Annotated in this window: 18 protein-coding genes and 1 tRNA gene; 5 read left to right on the top strand and 14 right to left on the bottom strand. The window is 61.8% G+C overall.

The window, feature by feature from the left end; translation table 11 throughout:
- Positions 1 to 15 precede the first annotated feature (15 nt).
- The gene (locus NKH43_RS13075) at positions 16 to 570 is read left to right on the top strand and encodes a DUF2076 domain-containing protein (RefSeq protein ID WP_352789979.1); all 555 of its coding nucleotides are present in this window, start codon (positions 16 to 18) and stop codon (positions 568 to 570) included.
- A 90-nt stretch (positions 571 to 660) separates the two neighbouring features.
- Here the strand turns inward: NKH43_RS13075 and NKH43_RS13070 are convergent, their stop codons facing one another.
- From NKH43_RS13070 to NKH43_RS13030, 9 genes are all read right to left on the bottom strand, one after another.
- On the bottom strand, positions 661 to 1,245 hold the full coding sequence (locus NKH43_RS13070) for a hypothetical protein (protein WP_023717586.1): 585 nt from the start codon (positions 1,243 to 1,245) through the stop codon (positions 661 to 663).
- Positions 1,246 to 1,452: 207 nt separating this feature from the next.
- Entirely contained in the window at positions 1,453 to 2,271 is an 819-nt protein-coding gene (locus NKH43_RS13065; RefSeq protein ID WP_352858542.1) for an MBL fold metallo-hydrolase, read from the bottom strand.
- Between the two features lie 3 nt (positions 2,272 to 2,274).
- The gene (locus NKH43_RS13060; protein WP_352789984.1) at positions 2,275 to 3,069 is read right to left on the bottom strand and encodes a TatD family hydrolase; all 795 of its coding nucleotides are present in this window, start codon (positions 3,067 to 3,069) and stop codon (positions 2,275 to 2,277) included.
- Positions 3,069 to 4,655 (bottom strand): methionine--tRNA ligase, encoded by a 1,587-nt coding sequence (metG, locus tag NKH43_RS13055; RefSeq protein WP_352482677.1) that lies wholly within the window; start codon positions 4,653 to 4,655, stop codon positions 3,069 to 3,071. Before metG ends, NKH43_RS13060 begins: the two co-directional genes overlap by 1 nt.
- A 120-nt stretch (positions 4,656 to 4,775) precedes the next feature.
- Entirely contained in the window at positions 4,776 to 5,831 is a 1,056-nt protein-coding gene (locus NKH43_RS13050; protein ID WP_352547214.1) for a DNA polymerase III subunit delta', read from the bottom strand.
- A complete protein-coding gene (tmk, locus tag NKH43_RS13045; protein WP_352482558.1) occupies positions 5,828 to 6,502 on the bottom strand; it encodes a dTMP kinase in 675 nt (224 codons plus the stop codon). Before tmk ends, NKH43_RS13050 begins: the two co-directional genes overlap by 4 nt.
- A 64-nt stretch (positions 6,503 to 6,566) precedes the next feature.
- Positions 6,567 to 7,697: a D-alanyl-D-alanine carboxypeptidase family protein gene (locus NKH43_RS13040; protein WP_036244342.1), complete on the bottom strand. Its 1,131-nt coding sequence runs from the start codon at positions 7,695 to 7,697 to the stop codon at positions 6,567 to 6,569.
- A gap of 132 nt (positions 7,698 to 7,829) precedes the next feature.
- A complete protein-coding gene (locus NKH43_RS13035) occupies positions 7,830 to 9,047 on the bottom strand; it encodes a septal ring lytic transglycosylase RlpA family protein (RefSeq protein WP_352858538.1) in 1,218 nt (405 codons plus the stop codon).
- Positions 9,048 to 9,321: 274 nt separating this feature from the next.
- Positions 9,322 to 10,068 carry a hypothetical protein gene (locus NKH43_RS13030; RefSeq protein ID WP_352858536.1) on the bottom strand — a complete coding sequence of 249 codons (747 nt, stop codon included), beginning with the start codon at positions 10,066 to 10,068 and terminating at the stop codon, positions 9,322 to 9,324.
- Positions 10,069 to 10,515: 447 nt separating this feature from the next.
- Here NKH43_RS13030 and NKH43_RS13025 point away from each other — a divergent pair.
- From NKH43_RS13025 to rimO, 4 genes are all read left to right on the top strand, one after another.
- Positions 10,516 to 10,605 (top strand) — tRNA-Ser (locus NKH43_RS13025).
- Between the two features lie 90 nt (positions 10,606 to 10,695).
- Positions 10,696 to 11,103 (top strand): DUF930 domain-containing protein, encoded by a 408-nt coding sequence (locus NKH43_RS13020; RefSeq protein WP_352482561.1) that lies wholly within the window; start codon positions 10,696 to 10,698, stop codon positions 11,101 to 11,103.
- A 193-nt stretch (positions 11,104 to 11,296) separates the two neighbouring features.
- On the top strand, positions 11,297 to 11,956 hold the full coding sequence (locus NKH43_RS13015; RefSeq protein ID WP_023717595.1) for a TerC family protein: 660 nt from the start codon (positions 11,297 to 11,299) through the stop codon (positions 11,954 to 11,956).
- A gap of 146 nt (positions 11,957 to 12,102) precedes the next feature.
- Positions 12,103 to 13,416: a 30S ribosomal protein S12 methylthiotransferase RimO gene (rimO, locus tag NKH43_RS13010; protein WP_352641841.1), complete on the top strand. Its 1,314-nt coding sequence runs from the start codon at positions 12,103 to 12,105 to the stop codon at positions 13,414 to 13,416.
- A gap of 66 nt (positions 13,417 to 13,482) precedes the next feature.
- On the opposite strand, the gene NKH43_RS13005 is transcribed toward rimO, so the two are convergent.
- The 5 genes from NKH43_RS13005 to NKH43_RS12985 all read right to left on the bottom strand — a co-directional run bounded on the left by NKH43_RS13005 (position 13,483) and on the right by NKH43_RS12985 (position 19,349).
- A complete protein-coding gene (locus NKH43_RS13005; protein WP_352482565.1) occupies positions 13,483 to 14,550 on the bottom strand; it encodes a BMP family ABC transporter substrate-binding protein in 1,068 nt (355 codons plus the stop codon).
- Positions 14,551 to 14,597: 47 nt separating this feature from the next.
- Positions 14,598 to 15,518, bottom strand: coding sequence for an ABC transporter permease (locus NKH43_RS13000; RefSeq protein ID WP_352858532.1), 921 nt, complete (start codon positions 15,516 to 15,518; stop codon positions 14,598 to 14,600).
- Complete coding sequence (locus NKH43_RS12995; RefSeq protein ID WP_352858529.1) at positions 15,518 to 16,630, bottom strand: ABC transporter permease; 1,113 nt, start codon at positions 16,628 to 16,630, stop codon at positions 15,518 to 15,520. The genes NKH43_RS13000 and NKH43_RS12995 overlap by 1 nt, the downstream gene beginning before the upstream one ends.
- A complete protein-coding gene (locus NKH43_RS12990) occupies positions 16,627 to 18,192 on the bottom strand; it encodes an ABC transporter ATP-binding protein (RefSeq protein WP_352858526.1) in 1,566 nt (521 codons plus the stop codon). Before NKH43_RS12990 ends, NKH43_RS12995 begins: the two co-directional genes overlap by 4 nt.
- A 179-nt stretch (positions 18,193 to 18,371) precedes the next feature.
- Positions 18,372 to 19,349: a quinone oxidoreductase family protein gene (locus tag NKH43_RS12985; RefSeq protein WP_023717601.1), complete on the bottom strand. Its 978-nt coding sequence runs from the start codon at positions 19,347 to 19,349 to the stop codon at positions 18,372 to 18,374.
- Between the last annotated feature and the right edge of the window lie 8 nt (positions 19,350 to 19,357).

Here is a 19,357-nt window from a genome sequence, read left to right as displayed (position 1 = left end):
CCGGAATAGTACATCATGGACAGAAACGACCAGCAGGCGATCGGACAGCTCTTCGAGAAGCTCGCAAATGTCGAGCGCCAGGCGCCGCCGCGCGATGCCGAAGCGGAACGCTTGATCCAGGACCAGATCACCCAGCAGCCTGGGGCGCCATACTACATGGCACAGACGATCGTGGTGCAGGAGCGGGCCCTGAACGCAGCGCAGGCGCGCATCGAAGAGCTGGAGGAGCAGGCGCGGCAGCCTGCCGGCGGTGGACCGCTCAGTGGCTTCTTCGGCCGCAGCGGCGGCAGGCGCTCAGGCTCGGTTCCGCGGGTAGGGCGCACCGCCTCTGCTGCCGCGGAGGAGCCACAAGACCAGTCACAGCGGGCCGGCGGCGGGTTCCTTGCCGGCGCCGCGCAGACCGCGATGGGGGTGGCAGGCGGCGTGCTGCTCGGCAATGCGATCGCCGGCATGTTTGGCGGCAGCGAAGCGCAGGCAGCCGAACGGCCGGCACCGCAGCCGGACGAAGCCGACCAGGCAGACGATGCCAGCTCCGATAATGGCGGTGACTTCGGGGATATGGAATTCTGACGAGCGACCCAGCCTGTGCCGGCGCTCGTGACGATTGCCGGTCACCGGGTAGGCGGGGGCAGCATCCGGCAAGCGAGCTCTCGCCGGCGGCTAATAGCCCAAGCGCTTCAATTCAGCCTTGACCGCCCTGATCGTCTTGAAACGGAAACGCTTCGTCGTGCCGTCGCGCCATCCGCAGTCGCAGGTGGCGTCGAACTTTTGGCTCACTTTCAATTGCGTCAGCGCCTTCTGGCCCGGTTTGGGGGCGTCGAAGATGCGAACTTCGTAGAGCGTCCCCGAAACGTCGTAGTGCGAAACAGGCCAGGCAAGTATGACAGTCAGTTCCTTTGCCGGATCGTGATCGGCGTTGACGAGGCCGAGCGCTGTAATCTCTGGCGTGCCGCCTTCGTGTTCGCCAAGCGTGACCTGGATTGTACGGTACCCGTCGGGTTGCTGCTGTAGTGCGACGAGTGGGCGTTCCGGATATTCCTCAGTGGTCTGGTAATCGACGAACAGTGTCTGGAGGCCGTTCCAGGTCACGGCTGTGGTGTGCGGATCAACGTTGTCCGCGAACCCAACCACACGTTTCGCGAAAGCCAGGTCATTCTCGCCTGGCGCACGATCAAAGTCCTGCGCTCGCGCGTCAGTGAATGCGCAGGCGAGGGTGAGGGCAAGACTTGCAAGCAGTGTGTTCATGATTCGCAACCCTAGCACGCCGTTGCCCCACAAATGCTGTCTCGCTGCCAACGGACGCTACAGGCTTCAGTGGACGCTACAGGCTTCAGTCGCATAAGATAGATTATGGAACTGACATGGCCGATAGGACGTGGCGAAGATAGCATAAGCGAGCCGCTGGGCGGTTTGGAGCGAACTCTGTAACCCAGCTATGAAAACCTTGGTCCTTTACGCTGATTTGTAAGGGATTTCGATCGTCATGCCGTCATAGGCAGGCTCGACGTTGGCCGGCGTCTCGGCCATTACCGTGGCGTAGTCGAGCGGCACATGCATATGCGTCAGCACCGCGTTCTTCGGCGCCAGTCTTTCGATCCAGCCGAGCGCCTGGCCAAGCGACAGATGGCTCGGATGGAAGGTGTATTGCAGCGCGTCGATGACCAGCATGTCCAGCCCGCGCATACGCTCGGCTGTCGCTCCCGGAAAGTCGCTGATGTCAGGGCAATAAGCGAGATTGCCGATACGAAAACCCAGCGAGATGATGTCGCCGTGGATTTGCGGCAGCGGTTCGATGGTGAGGGCGCCGCCCTCGCCTTCGATCACCACCGGCCTGTTGTGGTCGAGGATATGGGCGTTGACGATCGGCGGATACGAACTGCCTTTCGGTGTTTCGAAACAGTAGCGGAACGCTTCCCTCAGCCGCAGCATGGTAACCTGATCGGCATGGATGTCGATCCGGTGGCGCTGCTCGAGCACGAAGCCGCGCAAATCGTCGATGCCGTGGATGTGGTCGGCATGCGGATGCGTATAGACGACCGCATCGATGCGCCTGACCGATGCCAGCAGCATCTGCTCGCGAAAATCCGGGCCGGTGTCGATGACGACCGTGGTCCTGGCGCCATTCGCCGCGATCCGCTCGACGAGCGCTGCGGTGCGCATGCGCCGGTTCTTTGGGTTGGTCGGATCACAATTGCCCCAGTCGCCGGTGATGCGTGGCGTGCCCGGCGATGAGCCGCAGCCGAGGACGGTAAGACGCAACCGATCGCTCATGCGTCAGGCGCCCGGCGCGCTCGGGCGCGGCATTTTCCTGAACAACCGGAAGAAATTGTCGGTGGTGATAGCAGCGATCTCGGCCTCGCTGACGCCGATCGTGTCGGCCAGCACCTTGGCTGCATGCGCGACATAGGCAGGCTCGTTGCGCTTGCCGCGAAACGGGATCGGCGCAAGGTATGGCGCGTCGGTTTCGACCAGCAGACGGTCGCGCGGCACATCGGCGGCGACGGCGCGCAGCTCGGCGGAGTTCTTGAAAGTCAGGATGCCGGAAAACGAAACGTAGCCGCCGAGCGCCACGCCGATCTCGGCCAGCCGGCGCCCCGATGAAAAACAGTGCAAGATGAAGGGGAAGGCGCCCTTCCCTGTTTCTTCTTCGAGGATATCAGCCATGTTGTCGTCGGCGTCGCGTGAATGGATGACCAGCGGCAGACCGGTCTCACGAGCCGCGGCGATGTGGGTGCGAAAGCCCTGCGCCTGTGCATCGCGCGGCGCATGATCGTAGAAATAATCGAGCCCGGCCTCGCCGATCGCCACCACCTTGTGATGATCGGACAGCCGCACCAGATCCTCGACAGTCACATCAAGCTCTTCGGCCGCATTGTGCGGATGGGTACCGACCGAGCAATAGACCTCATCGAAAGTCTCCGCAATCTCAAGCACTTGTTGAAACCGCTTCACCCGCGTCGAGATCGTCACCATGCGGCCGACACCGGCCGCAAGGGCGCGGGCGACGATGGCCGCCCGCTCCTCGGCGAAATCCGGAAAGTCGAGATGGCAGTGACTGTCGACCAGCATCAGGCGCTTGTATCCGTTTGCTCGACATAGCGTGGAAATACCGGTTCCGGCGCCGGCAGTGCCGTGCCGGATACCAGCGCGTGAGCCTCGGCGACATTCGCGAAATCGCGGCTGTCCGCCGGCACCGCCAAAAGGTCGAGCAGCTTTGCCGCCGACTCCGGAATGAAGGGCTGGCACAGCAGCCCGACACGCCGGATCACTTCAGCCGTCGTCCACAGCACCGTTTCCATGCGTGCCGGATCGGTCTTCTTCAGCGCCCATGGCTCCTGGCCGGCGAAATAGCGGTTGGCTTCCGCCACCACGCCAAAGATCGCCGCCAGCGCCAGATGGATGCCCTGGTCGGCCATCGTCCTGCGCGCCGTGACAAGGGCGGCATTGGCCTGATCGAGGATCGCCTTGTCGGCATTGCTCAATTCGCCGCGCTTAGGCACCACGCCGCCGCAGTTCTTGGCGATCATCGACAGCGAGCGCTGCGCCAGATTGCCGAGATCGTTGGCAAGATCGGCATTGGTGCGGTTGACGATGGCATCGTGACTGTAGCTGCCGTCCTGGCCAAACGGCACTTCGCGCATGAAGAAATAGCGCACCTGGTCAAGGCCGTAGTGCTCGATCATCGCGAACGGATCGACGACATTGCCGACCGACTTCGACATTTTCTCGCCACGGTTGAACAGAAAACCATGCGCGAACACGCGCTTCGGCAATTCGATGCCAGCCGACATCAGGAATGCCGGCCAGTAGACCGCGTGGAAGCGGATGATGTCCTTGCCGATGACGTGGGCGTTTGCCGGCCAGAAAGACCATCTCTCATTGGCCGGATCCGGATAGCCGGCGGCGGTGATGTAGTTGGTTAGTGCATCGACCCAGACATACATCACATGCTTCTCATCGCCGGGCACCGGCACGCCCCATTTGAATGTGGTGCGCGAGATCGACAGATCCTTCAGGCCGGATTTGACAAAGCTGATGATTTCGTTGCGCCGCTCCGCCGGTCCGACGAATTCGGGGCTGTTCTCGTAGAGCGCGAGCAGTCTGTCCTGATAGGCGGAAAGGCGGAAGAAATAGCTCTCTTCCTCGGTCCATTCGACGGGCGAGCCGAGTGGTTCGCGGCGCACGCCGTCGTCACCGACCTTGGTTTCGGCCTCGTCGAAATAGGCTTCCTGCCGCACCGAATACCAGCCGCTGTAGCGGTCGAGGTAGATGTCGCCATTCTCAGCCATGCGCGTCCAGATCGCCTGGCAGGCCTTGTAATGACGCTCCTCGGTGGTGCGGATGAAAACGTCGTTCGAGCAACCGGTCGCTTCGAGCATCGAGCGGAAGATCGCCGAGTTGCGATCGGCAAGCGCTTTCGGCGCTAAGCCTTCGGCGTCCGCCGTCTGCTGCATCTTCAAACCGTGCTCGTCGGTTCCCGAGACGAAGAAGACGTCCTTGCCGTCGAGCCGCTGGAAGCGGGCCAGCGTGTCGCTGGCGATGACATTGTAGGCATGGCCGATATGCGGCTTGCCGTTCGGATAGAAAATCGGCGTCGTGACGTAGTATTTTTCGCGTGCCATGGATGAGCCGTCATGAATGTCTGAATGAAAGATGTCGCGGTGAGATATCGCATCGAAACGGCAATTGCCATCCGACGCCAATGTGGTGGCTTCGAAGTTCCTGCGATTGATTGGGATCAAAACTCAGGGGCTTCAAAGCCACGCCAGCGGCCGTCACATTCGCATTGCAGAATTCAGGCGGTCGATCATGGTCAGGGCGTGCTGCTTCTTGTCGAGATTGTAGGTCTCGGTTTCAGATATAGCGTTCAAAGCCTCGTGCCAAGTATCCGACAGCGTTTTGGCCCGCGCCAAATCGCCGGCCAGCGCGGCCTGGCTGGCGCCGGCCGACAGAAGATCAAGTGCGCGGCGATTGAATATCTCGAACGGGATCGCCTGGTCGCGGCCGGCGACCGCCTCGGCAAGACGGTAGGCGCCGGCGACATCTGTCTTTTTGGCCATCACCAGGGCGTCGAGGGTGGCGGCGATTTCCAGCCCGCCATATTGCGTCAACAGGATCGCAGTGCGGGCGCTGCCCCCTGCCCGTTCCGCCAGCGCCGCGCGCGCCGCAGGATCCTCCGGTGGCGGTGGCTCGATGCCCTCCAGAACCGTCATCAAGCTCTCGGCATCGAGCGGCGCCAACCGCACCATCTGGCAGCGCGACCGGATCGTCGGCAGCAGGCTGCCCGGCGCATGGACGATGAGGATGAACAAGGTGCGCGCCGGTGGTTCTTCAAGATTCTTCAGCAAGGCATTGGCAGCATTGGTGTTCATGTCGTCGGCGGGATCGACGATAACCACCCGGTAGCTGCCGTCATGCGAGGTCAGCGACAGAAAGCGGCTGACCTTGCGGATCTCGTCGACGGTGACCACGGTCTTGAAGCTCTTGGTCTTGTCGTTTGCGGGGCGCGTAAGATGCAGCACCGAAGGATGCGCGCCGGTGGCGATCTGACGAAACAGCGACGATGCCGGATCGGGAACGGCAAGGCTTTCCGGCGCCTGCCCGAAGGCCGCGTGCTTCAACAGGTGATGCGCCAGGTGAAAGGCCAGCGTCGCCTTGCCGATGCCGACCGGCCCGGCAAAGATCAGCGCGTGCGGCAGCTTTCCCGAGCGATAGGCGGCGGCAAGCATATCGGCGGCCTGAAGATGTCCGACGAGACGCGGCGTCTCGGATGGCTCCGGCACCCCGTCCAGCGTATCGTGCTGTTCGGGTGCGATGCGTTCGAAAATCATGCCGGCGCCGCCTGTCTGCTTTGCGCCGGCATCATCTTCTCGAGAGCCGCGAAGACGGTGGCGGTAACGACATCCTCCACCGTGTCCGGGTCTGCTGATGCATCGACGACGACGCAGCGTTCGGGTTCAGCCGCGGCGATGGTCAGAAACGCCTCGCGGCGGCGCTGGTGGATGGCCAATGTTTCCTTCTCGAAGCGGTCCGGGCCGTCACTGCTGCCCCGTCGGGCGGTAGCGCGCCTCAGTCCCTCGGCGGGGTCGATGTCGAAGATCAGCGTCATGTCCGGCACCATGCCGTTGATGGCGACCTTCTCCAACGCGTCCATGAATGCCGGGTCGAGGCCTCCGGTGACGCCCTGGTAGACGCGAGAGGAATCCATGAAGCGGTCGCAAAGCACGACCGAGCCGCGCTCGACTGCCGGCCGGATGACCTGTTCGACATGGTCGGAACGCGCGGCGGCGAAAAGCAGCGCTTCCATCTTGGGGCCGAACGGCTCGGCTGCGCCTGAAAGCAGGACATGCCTGACCGCCTCCGCGCCCGGCGAGCCACCCGGCTCACGCGTCACCAGTACATCGTATTTCTTGGCGCGCATCTTCTTTGCCAGCCGCCCGATCTGCGTCGACTTGCCTGCTCCTTCGCCGCCTTCAAAAGTGATGAAAAATCCGCGCGCCAAAGCCTTTGTCCATACTTCGGGGACCGTATAGTCCCGGCGGGAAAAAAGGTCCACCGCGACGGTGCTAACGCAGCCAGCCGACGGCCAGTTCCTTGGCGGCATCGAGCGCGCGTTGCGGCAACGAACCGACACCGATCGACTCGGCGGCAAAAAGCGGCGTCTCCTGGCTCAGCGTATCGCCGATCCAGACGCGCAGCGTACCCACCGGCTGCCCCTCCTCCACCGGCGCTGCCACCGGTCCGTCATAGACAATCCTGGCGGTGAGCTTGTCGCGGTTGGCGATCGGTAGGAAGATCTCCACGGGTCCATTAGCCTTTAACGCGACGCCGGATTTGGAGCCGCCAAAGACCTGGGCTTCGCCAACCACTTCGTCCTTGGCGAATATCTCCGTCTTCTCGAACGAGCGAACGCCCCAGTCGAGCAGCTTTCGCGCTTCCTCGGCGCGCTCGCGGTCGTTTGCCAGTCCGCTCATTGCCGCAATCATCCTTGTTCCATTGTGGCTGACCGAGCCGACTATGCCGAATCCGGATTGCTCGCTGGCGCCGACTGCAAGGCCGTCGGCGCCTATATCCATGGCCAGCAACGGGTTGCGGTTCCTCTGGGAAATCTTGTTCCAGCTAAAATCCTTCTGGCCATAATAGCGGTAGAGATCCGGGTAGTTGCGCCAGATATGCAGGGCCAGAAGCGCAAGCTCGCGAACGCTCGTTTGCTGCCCGTCGGCCGGCAGACCGGTGGAATTGACGAAGGTCGATTTCTGCAAGCCGATCTGGCGGGCGCGCTCGGTCATCTGCGCCGCGAAATTCGCTTCGGACCCGGCCATTCCTTCAGCGATGACGATACAGCCGTCATTGGCCGCCTGCACGGTCACGCCCTGGATCAGGTCCTCCAGCCGGATCGTCGACTTGAGTTTCGCGAACATGGTCGATGTCCCCGAAGGAGCGCCGCCCTTGCGCCAGGCGTTCTCGCTGACCACGAAAGTGTCGTCGAGCGTCATGCGCCCTGATTTGATGGCGTCGAAGACCACTTCCATCGTCATCAGCTTGGCCAGCGAGGCCGGCGGGATCAACCTGTCCGCATCCTTGGAAAACAGCACGGTGCCGGTTTCGGCGTCGATCATGAAGGCCTGCGCGGCCTTGGTCTCGAAAAGCTGTGCTGAGACCGGCACAAGCGAGAGCAGCAGCAGGCCGAGCGTCATGAGCCCGGTGGAAGGACGGAAAAATTTCATCGGGTTCGACCAGTCAGCCGGCGCTCTTTTGCAAGTTGGCCGAAGCTAGCAGGCTTTTCCACGGCGGATCAATCGCGCACGAGAAAGCCAGGCGACCCGCCATCAGTTGCGTACGGCAAGCGCATCCGGCGCGCCATGCGACCACGCGGCCTGCAGCATCTCGTCCAGGCTGCCATGGCCGTCGGCATAGAGGTTGACCGAGTACCAGCCTTTGCCGTCGAGTTCGGAGCGCTGGATCTCGGTCTTGCCGAAGCTGGAAAGTTTGGCCGCCACCCGCTCGGCTTCGGCGGCATCCTCGAACGAACCCGCCGCGACATAGTCCGTGGGCGACCCGGCTGGAGGAGCTTGCCGTTTCCAGGATTGAAGAATCTCGGCGGGCGACATGCCGACGCCATCCAGCGCGGCGAAGGCGTTGGAGGCGCGCTGCACGCGCTCATTGGCATAGGACAGCGACGCCACAGTGAATGGCGATTGCGCCGGCAGGTTGATTTCCGGACGCTCCGGCACGATCGGTCCAAATTCGGGCAGCGTCACATCGCCGGAGGCCGGTGCCTGCGTCGCAACGACAGCTTCCGATGCCTGCCCGGAATTCGTCAGCTGACCGGGGAACGGCACCGCCGCGGCGCTTACCGGCAGGCTCGGCGACGGCCCATTCATGGCGACCATGACACCGCTGGGCAGACCGTCCGATGGATCCGGTGCCCTGTTGCCGGGATGGTACGAGGCCATCAGATATTGACCGTCATTGCCTTCGAGCGGCGCACGGCCGACATATTCGACCTTCACCTCCGCCGTACCGATATTGGCATAATCGAGCATTTCAGCAGCGCGCTTAGACACATCGATGATGCGTCCATCATGATAGGGTCCGCGATCGTTGACGCGCACGATCACCGAACTGCCGGTCTTCATGTTGGTTACCCGCGCATAGCTCGGCAGCGGCATGGTCGGATGCGCCGCCGTCAGATCTGCCATGTCGTAGACTTCGCCGTTGGCGGTCAACCGGCCGTGGAAGGCCTCACCATACCAGGATGCGAGGCCAACCTTGGCGTAACGCTTGTCTTCCTTCGGATAGTACCACTTGCCGCGCACCTGATAGGGTCTGCCGAGCTGATCGCGTCCGCGAGACGTCTTGAACATCACGCGCGGGCTGGCTTTCACACCGTATTCGGCTTCGGAAAAATATTCCTTGGAGCGTGGTTTCTTGTTGACCATCGCCTTTTGCTGCGGCCCGGCACATGCCGCAAGAAAGGCTGCCGACAAGGCAAACAGCGCGAAAGCGGAAGCGCGACGAAGACGCGGGCGCGCCGTAGTCTGCATTTTCGATTGTCCCCTACAGTCTCGACGAAGGCACCGCAGCTTAACGTTGGCGGTGCCAAAGCACCCACTCCAGAAACGCCGGCGACTCCCAACCCCAATCCTTTTGTGCGCAGGAATTGTTTATCACCGTATTAACCGATTGTGGTCGGAACCGGGCGAGATTGTGGCACGACCGTCTCGCCGATCGGCATGAAAATCATCGCGTATCGATCACCAGCGCCATTCGTGCCCGCACGCTTTGCTGCCCGGCGTTGGCATGTCTCCGAGCGCAGATTCAGGGACCGAATATCACAAGCTCGGTGAACGTCAGATCTCCAAGTGCGGGTGGTCTGGGGCCCTTGAAGTATTTCAGCCCCTTGTTGGCGCGGTACCACCCCAACAAACCTGGAATCGGCTCCTTGGCGTCGACAAAGCAAACCAGGATTCCCCTTCGCAAGAGAAAGCGCCCCACGGCACCGGCGCACCGGCTTAAATCCGCGAGCGAGCGGCAATAGATGATCTGATGGCATCGGATAAGACCGTGCAACATTCGGCGCGGCATCAACACCAAGGGAAACGCTGCTCCGTCGCAAATGCAGATCAACGACAGGCAGCCCAGCGTGGAGTGTTCAGAGAGTATGTATCTCTCACTCTCGGACAGCATCGCCAATTCCGGAAGATCGGGACGCGCTTCGAGCACGCGACATGACCGCTGCGCCGAACTTAATGCCGGCACGAAGGTAAATTGTCCGCTGGAGAAGAGCCGAAAGCCGAGCGCCCGGTTGGCTTTCAATGTCGCTTGTGCCGGCGAAATGTTCGTGTAGGTCACATCCCTTCGCTTGAGAACCGCCGCAACCAACATGGCGCCGTAGGGACGGAATTCTGCGTCGACTGACCAGCTTGAAAGATTGCAGCGGATTTCGTCGCCCTCCGACCCCGGGTAGCGAGCATAAAGGGTGAGCACAACGCCGACGATCCGACCGGCATGCTCCAAAACAAAGCCATATTGTGGGAACTCGGCAACTGCGGGCCGCTGCGACAAACGGGTCAGAGCCTGTATCCAGTAACTCCGGTTACGCGCCGGAAAGCCCCTGCACAGACAGTCGACCACTCCCTCCCAGTCGGTTTCTCGAATTGGTCTACAGCGAAGACCGGGCGGGAGAGCGCCAAGTACGGCCAAAATCAACTCCGGAATACGATTTACTTACATGTGTTTAATGCGCCCAACATATCGGCGCACAACGATTAATAGTCTGTGCGGGTTTTAAAAACGATTTTCCACACTCAGCACAAAACACAGGTCGCCATGCCGGGCTGCTCACCGTCCTGAATCGCGCCCAAAGGTGCGGTCGCCATGGTTGACTTGGTGTTGAATGCGGCTTTACAGGAATGAAGCGCGAACCGGTCGGGGAACGTCCTGGTGCCAATCCGGTACCGACTGCTCGAACCCGCCCTCTCGCGATATCCTAAGTGATTGAAAAATCACCTTGGAGGGATGGCCGAGCGGTTTAAGGCACCGGTCTTGAAAACCGGCGTGGGTGCAAGCCCACCGTGGGTTCGAATCCCACTCCCTCCGCCATTTGAAGCCTTGTCCCGAAAGCAATCTCCTGGGCTTGCGTCGAGATGACCGGGAAGTGACCCCCGATCGGGTTGATTTCTCCGTCCGAATATGATGCTTCTCCCGCCTATGAATAAACTATTTTCTGCGGTTTTCGCATGGACGATAGTGGCTTGGCCGGCCACCGCGATGGACAGCGCATTGCGCGCCGGCCTGCTTAAACTCGACCCGCAAACCCGGCTGGAGCAGCGATGCGACGCCGAAATTCTCGACCGGATTACCCGCGACGACCACAAATACAGAGCCGATCGCGTCGTCGCTTACGCCTTTGCGACGCCCGAAATGGGCGCCGATGCGATCAGGAGCCCGGGCGCTGCGTTTCGCAGCAAGGGACAATGGTACCGGCTGAAATTTAAATGCGAGACAGCGCCGGACCATATGGAGGTCCTGCAGCTCCGCTACCGGATCGGCGACGAAATTCCCGAAAGCGACTGGCCCAAATACAATCTCTACAACTAGGCATTCGCGACCTCTGGCCGCATTTTCGCCGGTGTTTCGGGCCGATCGTCGCAAACTCTGTATGTTGCCGCCGTGACGAGCGGTTTGCCGACCTTGTTCCAACCAGTCCCTTGACGCGCGGGAACCATACACGTTAGGGCCTCCAGGCATTCGACGCGAACGGCCGGCCAACCAGCAAGGGAACTCCCAGTCGATGGAAATTTTCACCGCCGCGGGCTTCTCTGCCCTGCTCCAGGTCATCGCCATCGATCTCGTGCTTGCAGGCGATAACGCCATTGTCATCGGCCTTGCCGCTGCCGGCCTGCCGGTCGAGCAGCGCAAGAGAGCGATCCTTATCGGCGTGGTGGCGGCGACGGTGCTGCGCATCGGTTTTGCAGCTATCACTGTCACTCTGCTCCAGATTGTCGGCCTGCTGCTGGCCGGCGGCATCCTGCTGCTGTGGGTGTGCTGGAAGATGTATCGCGAACTGCGCACCTCCCATGCCGACGAAGTGGAGGCGACCGAGGCGTTGTCCAATTCCGATATCAACAGCGATAATATGGTGGCCGGGAAGGCGCGTAAGAAGACCCTGGGTCAGGCTGCATTGCAGATCGTCATCGCCGACGTCTCTATGTCGCTCGACAACGTGCTGGCAGTCGCCGGCGCAGCGCGCGATCACTTCCAGGTGCTGGTGATCGGCCTGGTCCTGTCGATCGCGCTGATGGGCCTTGCCGCGAGCTTCATCGCCAAGCTGCTGCACCGCCATCGCTGGATCGCCTATATCGGCCTTTTGATCATCTTCTATGTCGCACTCGATATGATCTATCGAGGCGCGGTGGAAGTCTTGCCGCATGTCAGCAGTGCGGTGAGCTGACGCATCGACTCGAATTCGCATCGGCCGGCACTTCGACTTCGGCCAGCCTTCGGGGGCGCTTGCGTTTCGCTGCAGCCGCTGCCCATACCAATGCGGCAACAACTGTGGTACTGCGCCGCCAATCCTGAAAATCCGGAAAAGCTTTGATGTCCGCCCCTCGTGTCAGCTTCGTCAGTCTTGGATGCCCGAAAGCCCTTGTGGATTCGGAACGCATCATCACGCGCCTGCGCGCCGAAGGCTACGAGATCGCCCGCAAGCACGACGGCGCCGACCTGGTCGTCGTCAACACCTGTGGCTTCCTCGATTCGGCCCGCGACGAATCGCTCAACGCCATCGGCTCGGCACTTTCGGAGAATGGCAAGGTCATCGTCACCGGCTGCCTCGGCGCCGAACCGGACGTCATCCGTGAAAGACATCCCAACGTCCTCGCCATCACCGGCCCGCAAGCTTATGAAAGCGTGATGGCGGCAGTGCATGAGGCCGCTCCCCCGAGCCACGATCCCTATATCGACCTTTTGCCGCCGCAGGGCGTCAAGCTCACGCCGCGCCACTATGCCTATCTCAAGATTTCGGAAGGCTGCAACAACCGCTGCACCTTCTGCATCATCCCGGCGCTGCGCGGCGATCTCGTATCGCGGCCGGCCGCCGACGTGTTGCGCGAGGCCGAGAAGCTGGCCAAGGCCGGGGTCAAGGAGATCCTCGTCATCTCGCAGGACACCAGCGCCTACGGCATCGACATCAAATACCAGACCAGCATGTTCGGCGATCGCGAAGTGCGGGCGAAATTCCTCGATCTGTCGGAAGAGCTGGGTAAGCTCGGTGTCTGGGTGCGCATGCACTATGTCTATCCCTATCCGCATGTCGCCGACGTCATCCCACTGATGGCCGAAGGCACTATCCTTCCTTATCTCGATATCCCGTTCCAGCACGCCTCGCCGCAGGTGCTGAAGAACATGCGCCGGCCCGCCCATGGCGAGAAGACGCTCGAGCGCATTCGCGGCTGGCGCGAGATTTGTCCGGATCTCGCCATTCGCTCCACCTTCATCGTCGGTTTCCCCGGCGAGACGGACGACGATTTCGAGATGCTGCTCGACTGGCTGGACGAGGCCAGGATCGATCGTGCCGGCTGCTTCAAATACGAGCCGGTCAGAGGCGCCCGTTCCAACGAGCTCGGCCTCAAGCAAGTGCCGCAGGAGGTCAAGGAAGCCCGCTGGCACCGCTTTATGCAGCGCCAGCAGAAGATTTCGGCAACGCAGCTCGCCAAGAAAATCGGCAAGCGCCTGCCGGTACTGATCGACGAAGCACATGGCAATTCGGCCAAGGGCCGGACCAAATACGATGCGCCCGAAATCGACGGTGCGGTGCATATCCAATCGCGGCGGCCGTTGCGCGCCGGCGACATCGTCACGGTCAAGATCGATCGTGCCGACGCTTACGACCTCTACGGCTCGGCGGTCTGATATCACTCAATCCAAAACAAAAAGGGCGCCGCGTGGCGCCCTTTCGTTCGATGTGTTTCCGGTTGCTTACTGTGGCAGCTTGTCGTCGACGCCCTTCACGTAGAAATTCATCCCAAGCAGCGTGCCGTCGTCAGCGACCTCGCCGTCCTTCAGCCATGGTGTGCCGTCCTGCTTGGCGATCGGCCCGGTGAAGGGATTCCAGCCGTCGGCTATCTTCTTGGTGGTGGCCTCGGCCATCGCCTTGACGTCGTCGGGCATATTGGTGAACGGCGCCAGCTTGACGGCGCCGTCCTTGATGCCGAGCCAGACATTGTCGGGCTTCCAGGTGCCGTCGAGCGCCGCCTGGACCCGGCTGATGTAGTACGGCCCCCACTCGTCGGTCAGCGAGGTCAGCTGCGCGTGCGGCGCGAACTTGATCATGTCGGAGGACTGGCCGAAGCCGTGCAGCTTGCGCTCCTCCGCCACCTGCAAAGCAGCGGTCGAGTCGGTGTGCTGGACGATGATGTCGGCGCCTTGATCGAACAATGCCTTGGCTGCGTCGGCTTCCTTGCCCGGATCGAACCAGGAGTTCACCCAGACGATCTTCGCCTTGAAGTTCGGGTTGATCGACTGCGCGCCGAGCATGAAGGAATTTATGCCCATCACCACTTCCGGGATCGGGAAGGAAACGATGTAGCCGGCGACGCCCGACTTCGATTGCTTGGCGGCGATCTGGCCAAGCACGTAGCGGCCCTCATAGAAACGCGCATTGTAGATGCCGAGATTTTCGGCCGTCTTGTAGCCGGTGGCGTGCTCGAACATCACCTTGGGGAATTTCTTGGCGATCTTCACTTCCGGGTCCATGAAGCCGAAGGATGTGCCGAAAATGATCTTGCAGCCCTCGCGTGCCAGGCGTTCGAAGGCGCGGTCGGCATCGGGGCCTTCGGAGACGTTCTCGAGATAGGCGGTCTCGACCTTGTCGCCGAGTGCCTTTTCCACCTCGAGGCGGCCTTGGTCGTGCTGGTAGGAGTAGCCGAAATCGCCGATCGGGCCGGTATAGACCCAGCAGGCCTTCAGCTTGTCCGCCGCCTCGGCTGAGGCAGCCAGCGACAATGCGGCCGTCGTCGCCATCAGGGCAATAAGCAGTTTTTTCATTGTGTTACCTCTCTGAGTTAAGCCTTGGAGCTTCCGTCTTTTTGTTGTCAACGATCCGGAACGAATGGCTGCCCCAGGGAAGCCGGCGTGTTCATCATCGTCAGACGCTTGTTGCGGGAGATTAGAACGAGAACCACGACGGTTGCCAGATAGGGCAGCGAAGAAAGCAGTTGCGAGGGGACCGGAATGCCAAATGCCTGTGCATGAAGCTGGCCGATCCAGACCGCGCCGAAGATATAGGCGCCGGCCAACACCCGCCATGGCCGCCAGGAGGCGAAGACGACCAGAGCCAGCGCGATCCAGCCGCGGCCGGCGGTCATGTTCTCCACCCATTGCGGTGTGTAGACCAGCGATAGATGACCGCCGGCGAGGCCGGCACAAGCGCCGCCGAAAATCACTGAGAGATAGCGGTAACGGATGACGTGGATGCCAAGCGCATGGGCGGATGCATGGCTGTCGCCGATCGAACGCAGAGTGAGCCCGGTGCGGGTCTTGAACAGGAACCACATGACGACGGCGGTCAGCGCGATCGAGATGTAGAAGATCGGATCCTGACCGAACAGCAGCCTGCCGACGATGGGGATTGCGGTCAGGCCGGGAATATCGAGGTTGGGCAATCTCTCACCGGGCTGGCCGACAAAATTCGTCCCCATCATGCCGGAAAGGCCGAGGCCAAGCAGCGTCAGCGACAGGCCGGTGGCCACCTGATTGGTGGCCAGCGACAGGGTCATGAGGGCGAACAGAAGCGAGAACACTGCCCCCATGGCAATTGCCGCCAACAGCCCTATCCACGGCGAGCCGGTCAGATAGCCGGCGCCGAAGCCGCCGACCGCACCCATGATCATCATTCCTTCGACGCCGAGATTGAGCACGCCGGAACGTTCGACCACCAGTTCGCCGATCGCCGCTATCAGCAGCGGCGTCGCCGCCGTCGCGATGGTCAAGAGGATGTTGACGGTGATGTCCATCAGCGGGCTTCCTCCAGCTTCGGTGCTGCCTCGAGTTTCGGCGCGGCAAAGCCGATTAGGCGGATGCGATAATGAATGAGCGTGTCGCAGCCGAGCACGAAGAACAAAAGCATGCCCTGGAACACGCGCGCCACCTTGTCGGAGATGCCGAGCGCGCTTTGCACCGCCTCGCCGCCGAGATAGGTCAGCGCCAGCACAAGGCCGGCGGCAACGATGCCGAGCGGATTGAGCCGGCCGAGGAATGCCACGATGATGGCGGTAAATCCGTAGCCGGGCGAGATCACCGGCTGCAGCTGGCCGATGGCGCCAGAGACCTCCGAAATGCCGGCAAGTCCGGCCAGTGCGCCCGACAGCAGAAAGGCAAAGAAAACCATGCGGCTCAGGCCGAAACCGGCGAAGCGCCCTGCCCTCGGGCTCGAGCCGAGCACGCGGACCTCAAAGCCTTTCAGCATCCGGCTCATCAGGATCCAGATCAGTACTGCCGCGATCAGCGCGAAGACAAATCCCCAGTTCGCCCTGCCGGATTCCGGGAGGAGTTCCGGCAGTATGGCCGAGTCGTTGAACTGGATGGTCTGCGGGAAACCGTGGCCTTGCGGATCGCGCCACGGCCCGCGCACCAGCCAATCGAGGAAGAGCTGGGCGACATAGACCAGCATCAGGCTGGTCAGGATCTCGTTGGTGTTGAAGCGCGTCTTCAGCAGTGCCGGAATTGCGGCATAGGCGGCCCCGCCGACCATGCCGAGCAGAAGCATCAGCGGCAGCACCAATGGACCTTCGAACTGCGGAAACAGCACGGGAATGATCGAGCCGACAATGCCGCCCAGGATGAACTGGCCTTCGGCGCCGATGTTCCAGATGTTTGCCTTGTAGCAGACCGACAGCCCGACCGCGATCAGGATCAGGGGGGCGGCCTTGATCGCCAGCTCATGCAACTGCCAGACTTGGCTGACCGGTTCAATGAAGTAGATGCGGAACGCGGTCAACGGGTTGACGCCGAGCAGCGCGAACATGATAGCACCAGCAATGATCGTCAAAACGAAAGCGATGAACGGCGAGAGTGCCGAAAACAGCATCGAGCGCTGCGGGCGTTTTACAAGTTCGAGGCGCATCAAGCCGTCTCCAACGTATGTTCGGCATGCCCGGGTTCTGAGCCGCCCATCAGCAGCCCGATCTTCTCGAATGTCGCTTCAGCTATCGGCAGCGGCCTCGACAGTTCGCCATTGTGCATGACCGTGATCGCATCGGAAATCTCGAACAGCTCGTCGAGGTCCTGGCTGATCACCAGCACCGCCGAGCCGCTGCGCGCTAGCTCGATCAGCGCCTGGCGGATGTGGGCCGCCGCACCCGCGTCGACCCCCCAGGTCGGCTGATTGACCACCAGGACGCTTGGCCGGCGGTCGAGTTCGCGGCCGACGATGAATTTCTGCAGATTGCCGCCCGAAAGAGCCGCAGCCTCCGGATCCGGCGCGCTCTTGCGCACGTCCATCGCCTTTATGATGCGCTGGGCAGCGGAATAGATTGCATCGCTCTTGACCATTCCACCGGCGCCGACAAACATCTTGCCATCGGTGGCGTGGCGCGACAGAAGCAGGTTCTCCGAAAGCTTCATGCGCGGTGCTGCGCCGTGGCCGAGCCGCTCTTCCGGGACGAAGGCAGCGCCCATCAGGCGCCTGCCGGTGATCGTGAGGCCGCCGGCATCTTTGCCGCGGATGCGGACCGAGCCGGCATCCTGCTGCAGCACCTCGCCGGAAACGGACTCGAAGAATTCGCCCTGGCCGTTGCCGGCGACACCGGCAATGCCGATCACCTCGCCGGCGCGGACCTCGAGATTGATGTTCCTGAGCGGGATGGAGAACGGAGTCGTCGGCTTGCGGGTGAGTTCGCGGACTTGAAGCAGCACCGGCGCGGTCTCGATACCTTCGGCCGGCGCCCGCACCACAGCCTGAACCTCGTTGCCCACCATCATCCGCGCCAACGAAGACGCGGTTTCCTGGCGCGGATTGCAATGGCCGACCACCTTGCCGTGACGCAGCACGGTGGCGCGGTCGCAGATGCGTTTGACCTCTTCCAGCCGGTGCGAAATGTAGAGGATGGACTTTCCTTCCGAACGCAACCGCTCGAGCGTCTCGAACAGCTTATCGGCTTCCTGCGGCGTCAGCACCGAAGTCGGCTCGTCGAGGATGATGAGTTGCGGCGTCTGCAACAGGCAGCGGATGATTTCGATACGCTGACGCTCGCCGACCGACAGATCACCGACCAGCGATAGCGGATCGAGAGGCAGGCCATAACTGTAGGAGAGCGCCCTCGCCTTGGCCGCGATCGTGCTGATCGGCGAGCCGTCATCCAGCGACAGCGCGATGTTCTCCGCCGCCGTCAGCGCCTCGAACAGCGAAAAATGCTGGAAAACCATGCCGATGCCGAGCTTTTTTGCGGTGCCGGGGCTGGTGATCCGGACTGCCTGGCCATTCCAGAAAATCTCGCCTGAATTCGGTTCCAGCGATCCAAACAGCATTTTCACCAGCGTCGACTTGCCGGCGCCGTTCTCGCCAAGCAACGCGTGGATCTCGCCCTTGGCGATGTTGAGATCGACATGGTCGCACGCCGTCAGCGTGCCGAATATCTTGGTGAGGCCGCGAACCTCCAGCAGGTTTGCGCCGTCTTGATCTGCACTCACAGTGCCTCCATCTGGTTTGCCAGATATGTTCTGTGTTCCCGCAAGCATCGTATGCGCGCCCTGCTCTCGACGGTAAGCGCCTCACGACTTGAAAGAGCTTCAAGAATTTCAGCGGAAACTCAAGCGGTAAAGCGCAGTTCGCAAGAACCGCGGCGTCGGCGGGCCGAAACTGCGGGCGCTCAAGGGATAAGTATCGTTGTCCCGGTCGTCCTGCGCCCTTCGAGATCGGAATGCGCCTTGCCGGCATCGCTGAGCGCGTAACGCTGATTGATCTTGATCTTGACGGCACCGCTGAGCACGACATCGAACAAGGCGGCGGCGGAAGCCTCGAGGTCCTCGCGCTTGGCATTATAGACGAACAGCGTCGGCCGCGTTGCGAACAACGAGCCCTTCTGCGCCAGCAATGAGATGCTGAAGGGCGGGATCGGCCCAGATGATTGACCGAAGCTGACGAACGTGCCGAGCGGCCGCAGGCAATCGAGCGAGGCCGGGAACGTATCGTTGCCGACCGAATCGTAGACCACGTCGCATTTCTTGCCACCGGTGATGGCGGCAACACCGGCGACGAAATCCTGCTCGCGATAGTTGATCACGTGGTCGAAGCCGTGCGCCTTGGCGAGCTCGATCTTGTCGGTCGAACTTGCGGTGCCGATCACCGTCGCGCCGAGATGCTTGGCCCATTGGCCGAGGATCAGGCCAACACCGCCGGCCGCCGCATGAAACAGGATCGTATCGCCCGCCTTCACTTTGAACGTACGGCGCAACAGGTACTCGGCGGTCATGCCCTTCAGCATCATAGCCGCGGCCTGTTCGTCGCTGATGCCGTCGGGCACCTTCACCACGCGGTCGGCGGCGATCACGCGCTGCCCGGCATAGGCGCCGGTGGTCACCGCATAGGCGACGCGATCCCCGGGCGTCAGCCAGTCGACATCTGTGCCGACCTCCAAAACCACGCCAGCCGCCTCACCGCCGGGGATCAGCGGAAATCCGCCCTGCGGCGGATAAAGGCCCGAGCGATAATAGACGTCGATGAAATTGAGACCGATCGCGGTGTGCCTGACCAGAATCTGCCCCGAGCCCGGCCGCCCGGGATCGGTATCCTCATAGGTCAGGACCTCCGGACCGCCATTGGCGTGGATGCGGATCGCTTTGGACATTTTCCGGC

It is taken from the genome of Mesorhizobium sp. M1163 (assembly GCF_040318415.1).
GTDB lineage: Bacteria > Pseudomonadota > Alphaproteobacteria > Rhizobiales > Rhizobiaceae > Mesorhizobium.
This window is presented reverse-complemented; position numbering and strand designations above follow the sequence as displayed.

Excerpts from the sequence above, each read along its gene's own strand:
- NKH43_RS13060 (WP_352789984.1), bottom strand. The coding sequence starts at position 3,069 with ATGCTGGTCGACAGTCACTGCCATCTCGACTTTCCGGATTTCGCCGAG.
- NKH43_RS13015 (WP_023717595.1), top strand. The coding sequence starts at position 11,297 with ATGGAAATTTTCACCGCCGCGGGCTTCTCTGCCCTGCTCCAGGTCATC.
- NKH43_RS13050 (WP_352547214.1), bottom strand. The coding sequence starts at position 5,831 with ATGATTTTCGAACGCATCGCACCCGAACAGCACGATACGCTGGACGGG.
- rimO (WP_352641841.1), top strand. The coding sequence starts at position 12,103 with ATGTCCGCCCCTCGTGTCAGCTTCGTCAGTCTTGGATGCCCGAAAGCC.
- NKH43_RS13070 (WP_023717586.1), bottom strand. The coding sequence starts at position 1,245 with ATGAACACACTGCTTGCAAGTCTTGCCCTCACCCTCGCCTGCGCATTC.
- NKH43_RS13005 (WP_352482565.1), bottom strand. The coding sequence starts at position 14,550 with ATGAAAAAACTGCTTATTGCCCTGATGGCGACGACGGCCGCATTGTCG.
- NKH43_RS13075 (WP_352789979.1), top strand. The coding sequence starts at position 16 with ATGGACAGAAACGACCAGCAGGCGATCGGACAGCTCTTCGAGAAGCTC.
- NKH43_RS13000 (WP_352858532.1), bottom strand. The coding sequence starts at position 15,518 with ATGGACATCACCGTCAACATCCTCTTGACCATCGCGACGGCGGCGACG.
- NKH43_RS13065 (WP_352858542.1), bottom strand. The coding sequence starts at position 2,271 with ATGAGCGATCGGTTGCGTCTTACCGTCCTCGGCTGCGGCTCATCGCCG.
- NKH43_RS12985 (WP_023717601.1), bottom strand. The coding sequence starts at position 19,349 with ATGTCCAAAGCGATCCGCATCCACGCCAATGGCGGTCCGGAGGTCCTG.
- NKH43_RS13035 (WP_352858538.1), bottom strand. The coding sequence starts at position 9,047 with ATGCAGACTACGGCGCGCCCGCGTCTTCGTCGCGCTTCCGCTTTCGCG.
- NKH43_RS13020 (WP_352482561.1), top strand. The coding sequence starts at position 10,696 with ATGATGCTTCTCCCGCCTATGAATAAACTATTTTCTGCGGTTTTCGCA.
- NKH43_RS13040 (WP_036244342.1), bottom strand. The coding sequence starts at position 7,697 with ATGACGCTCGGCCTGCTGCTGCTCTCGCTTGTGCCGGTCTCAGCACAG.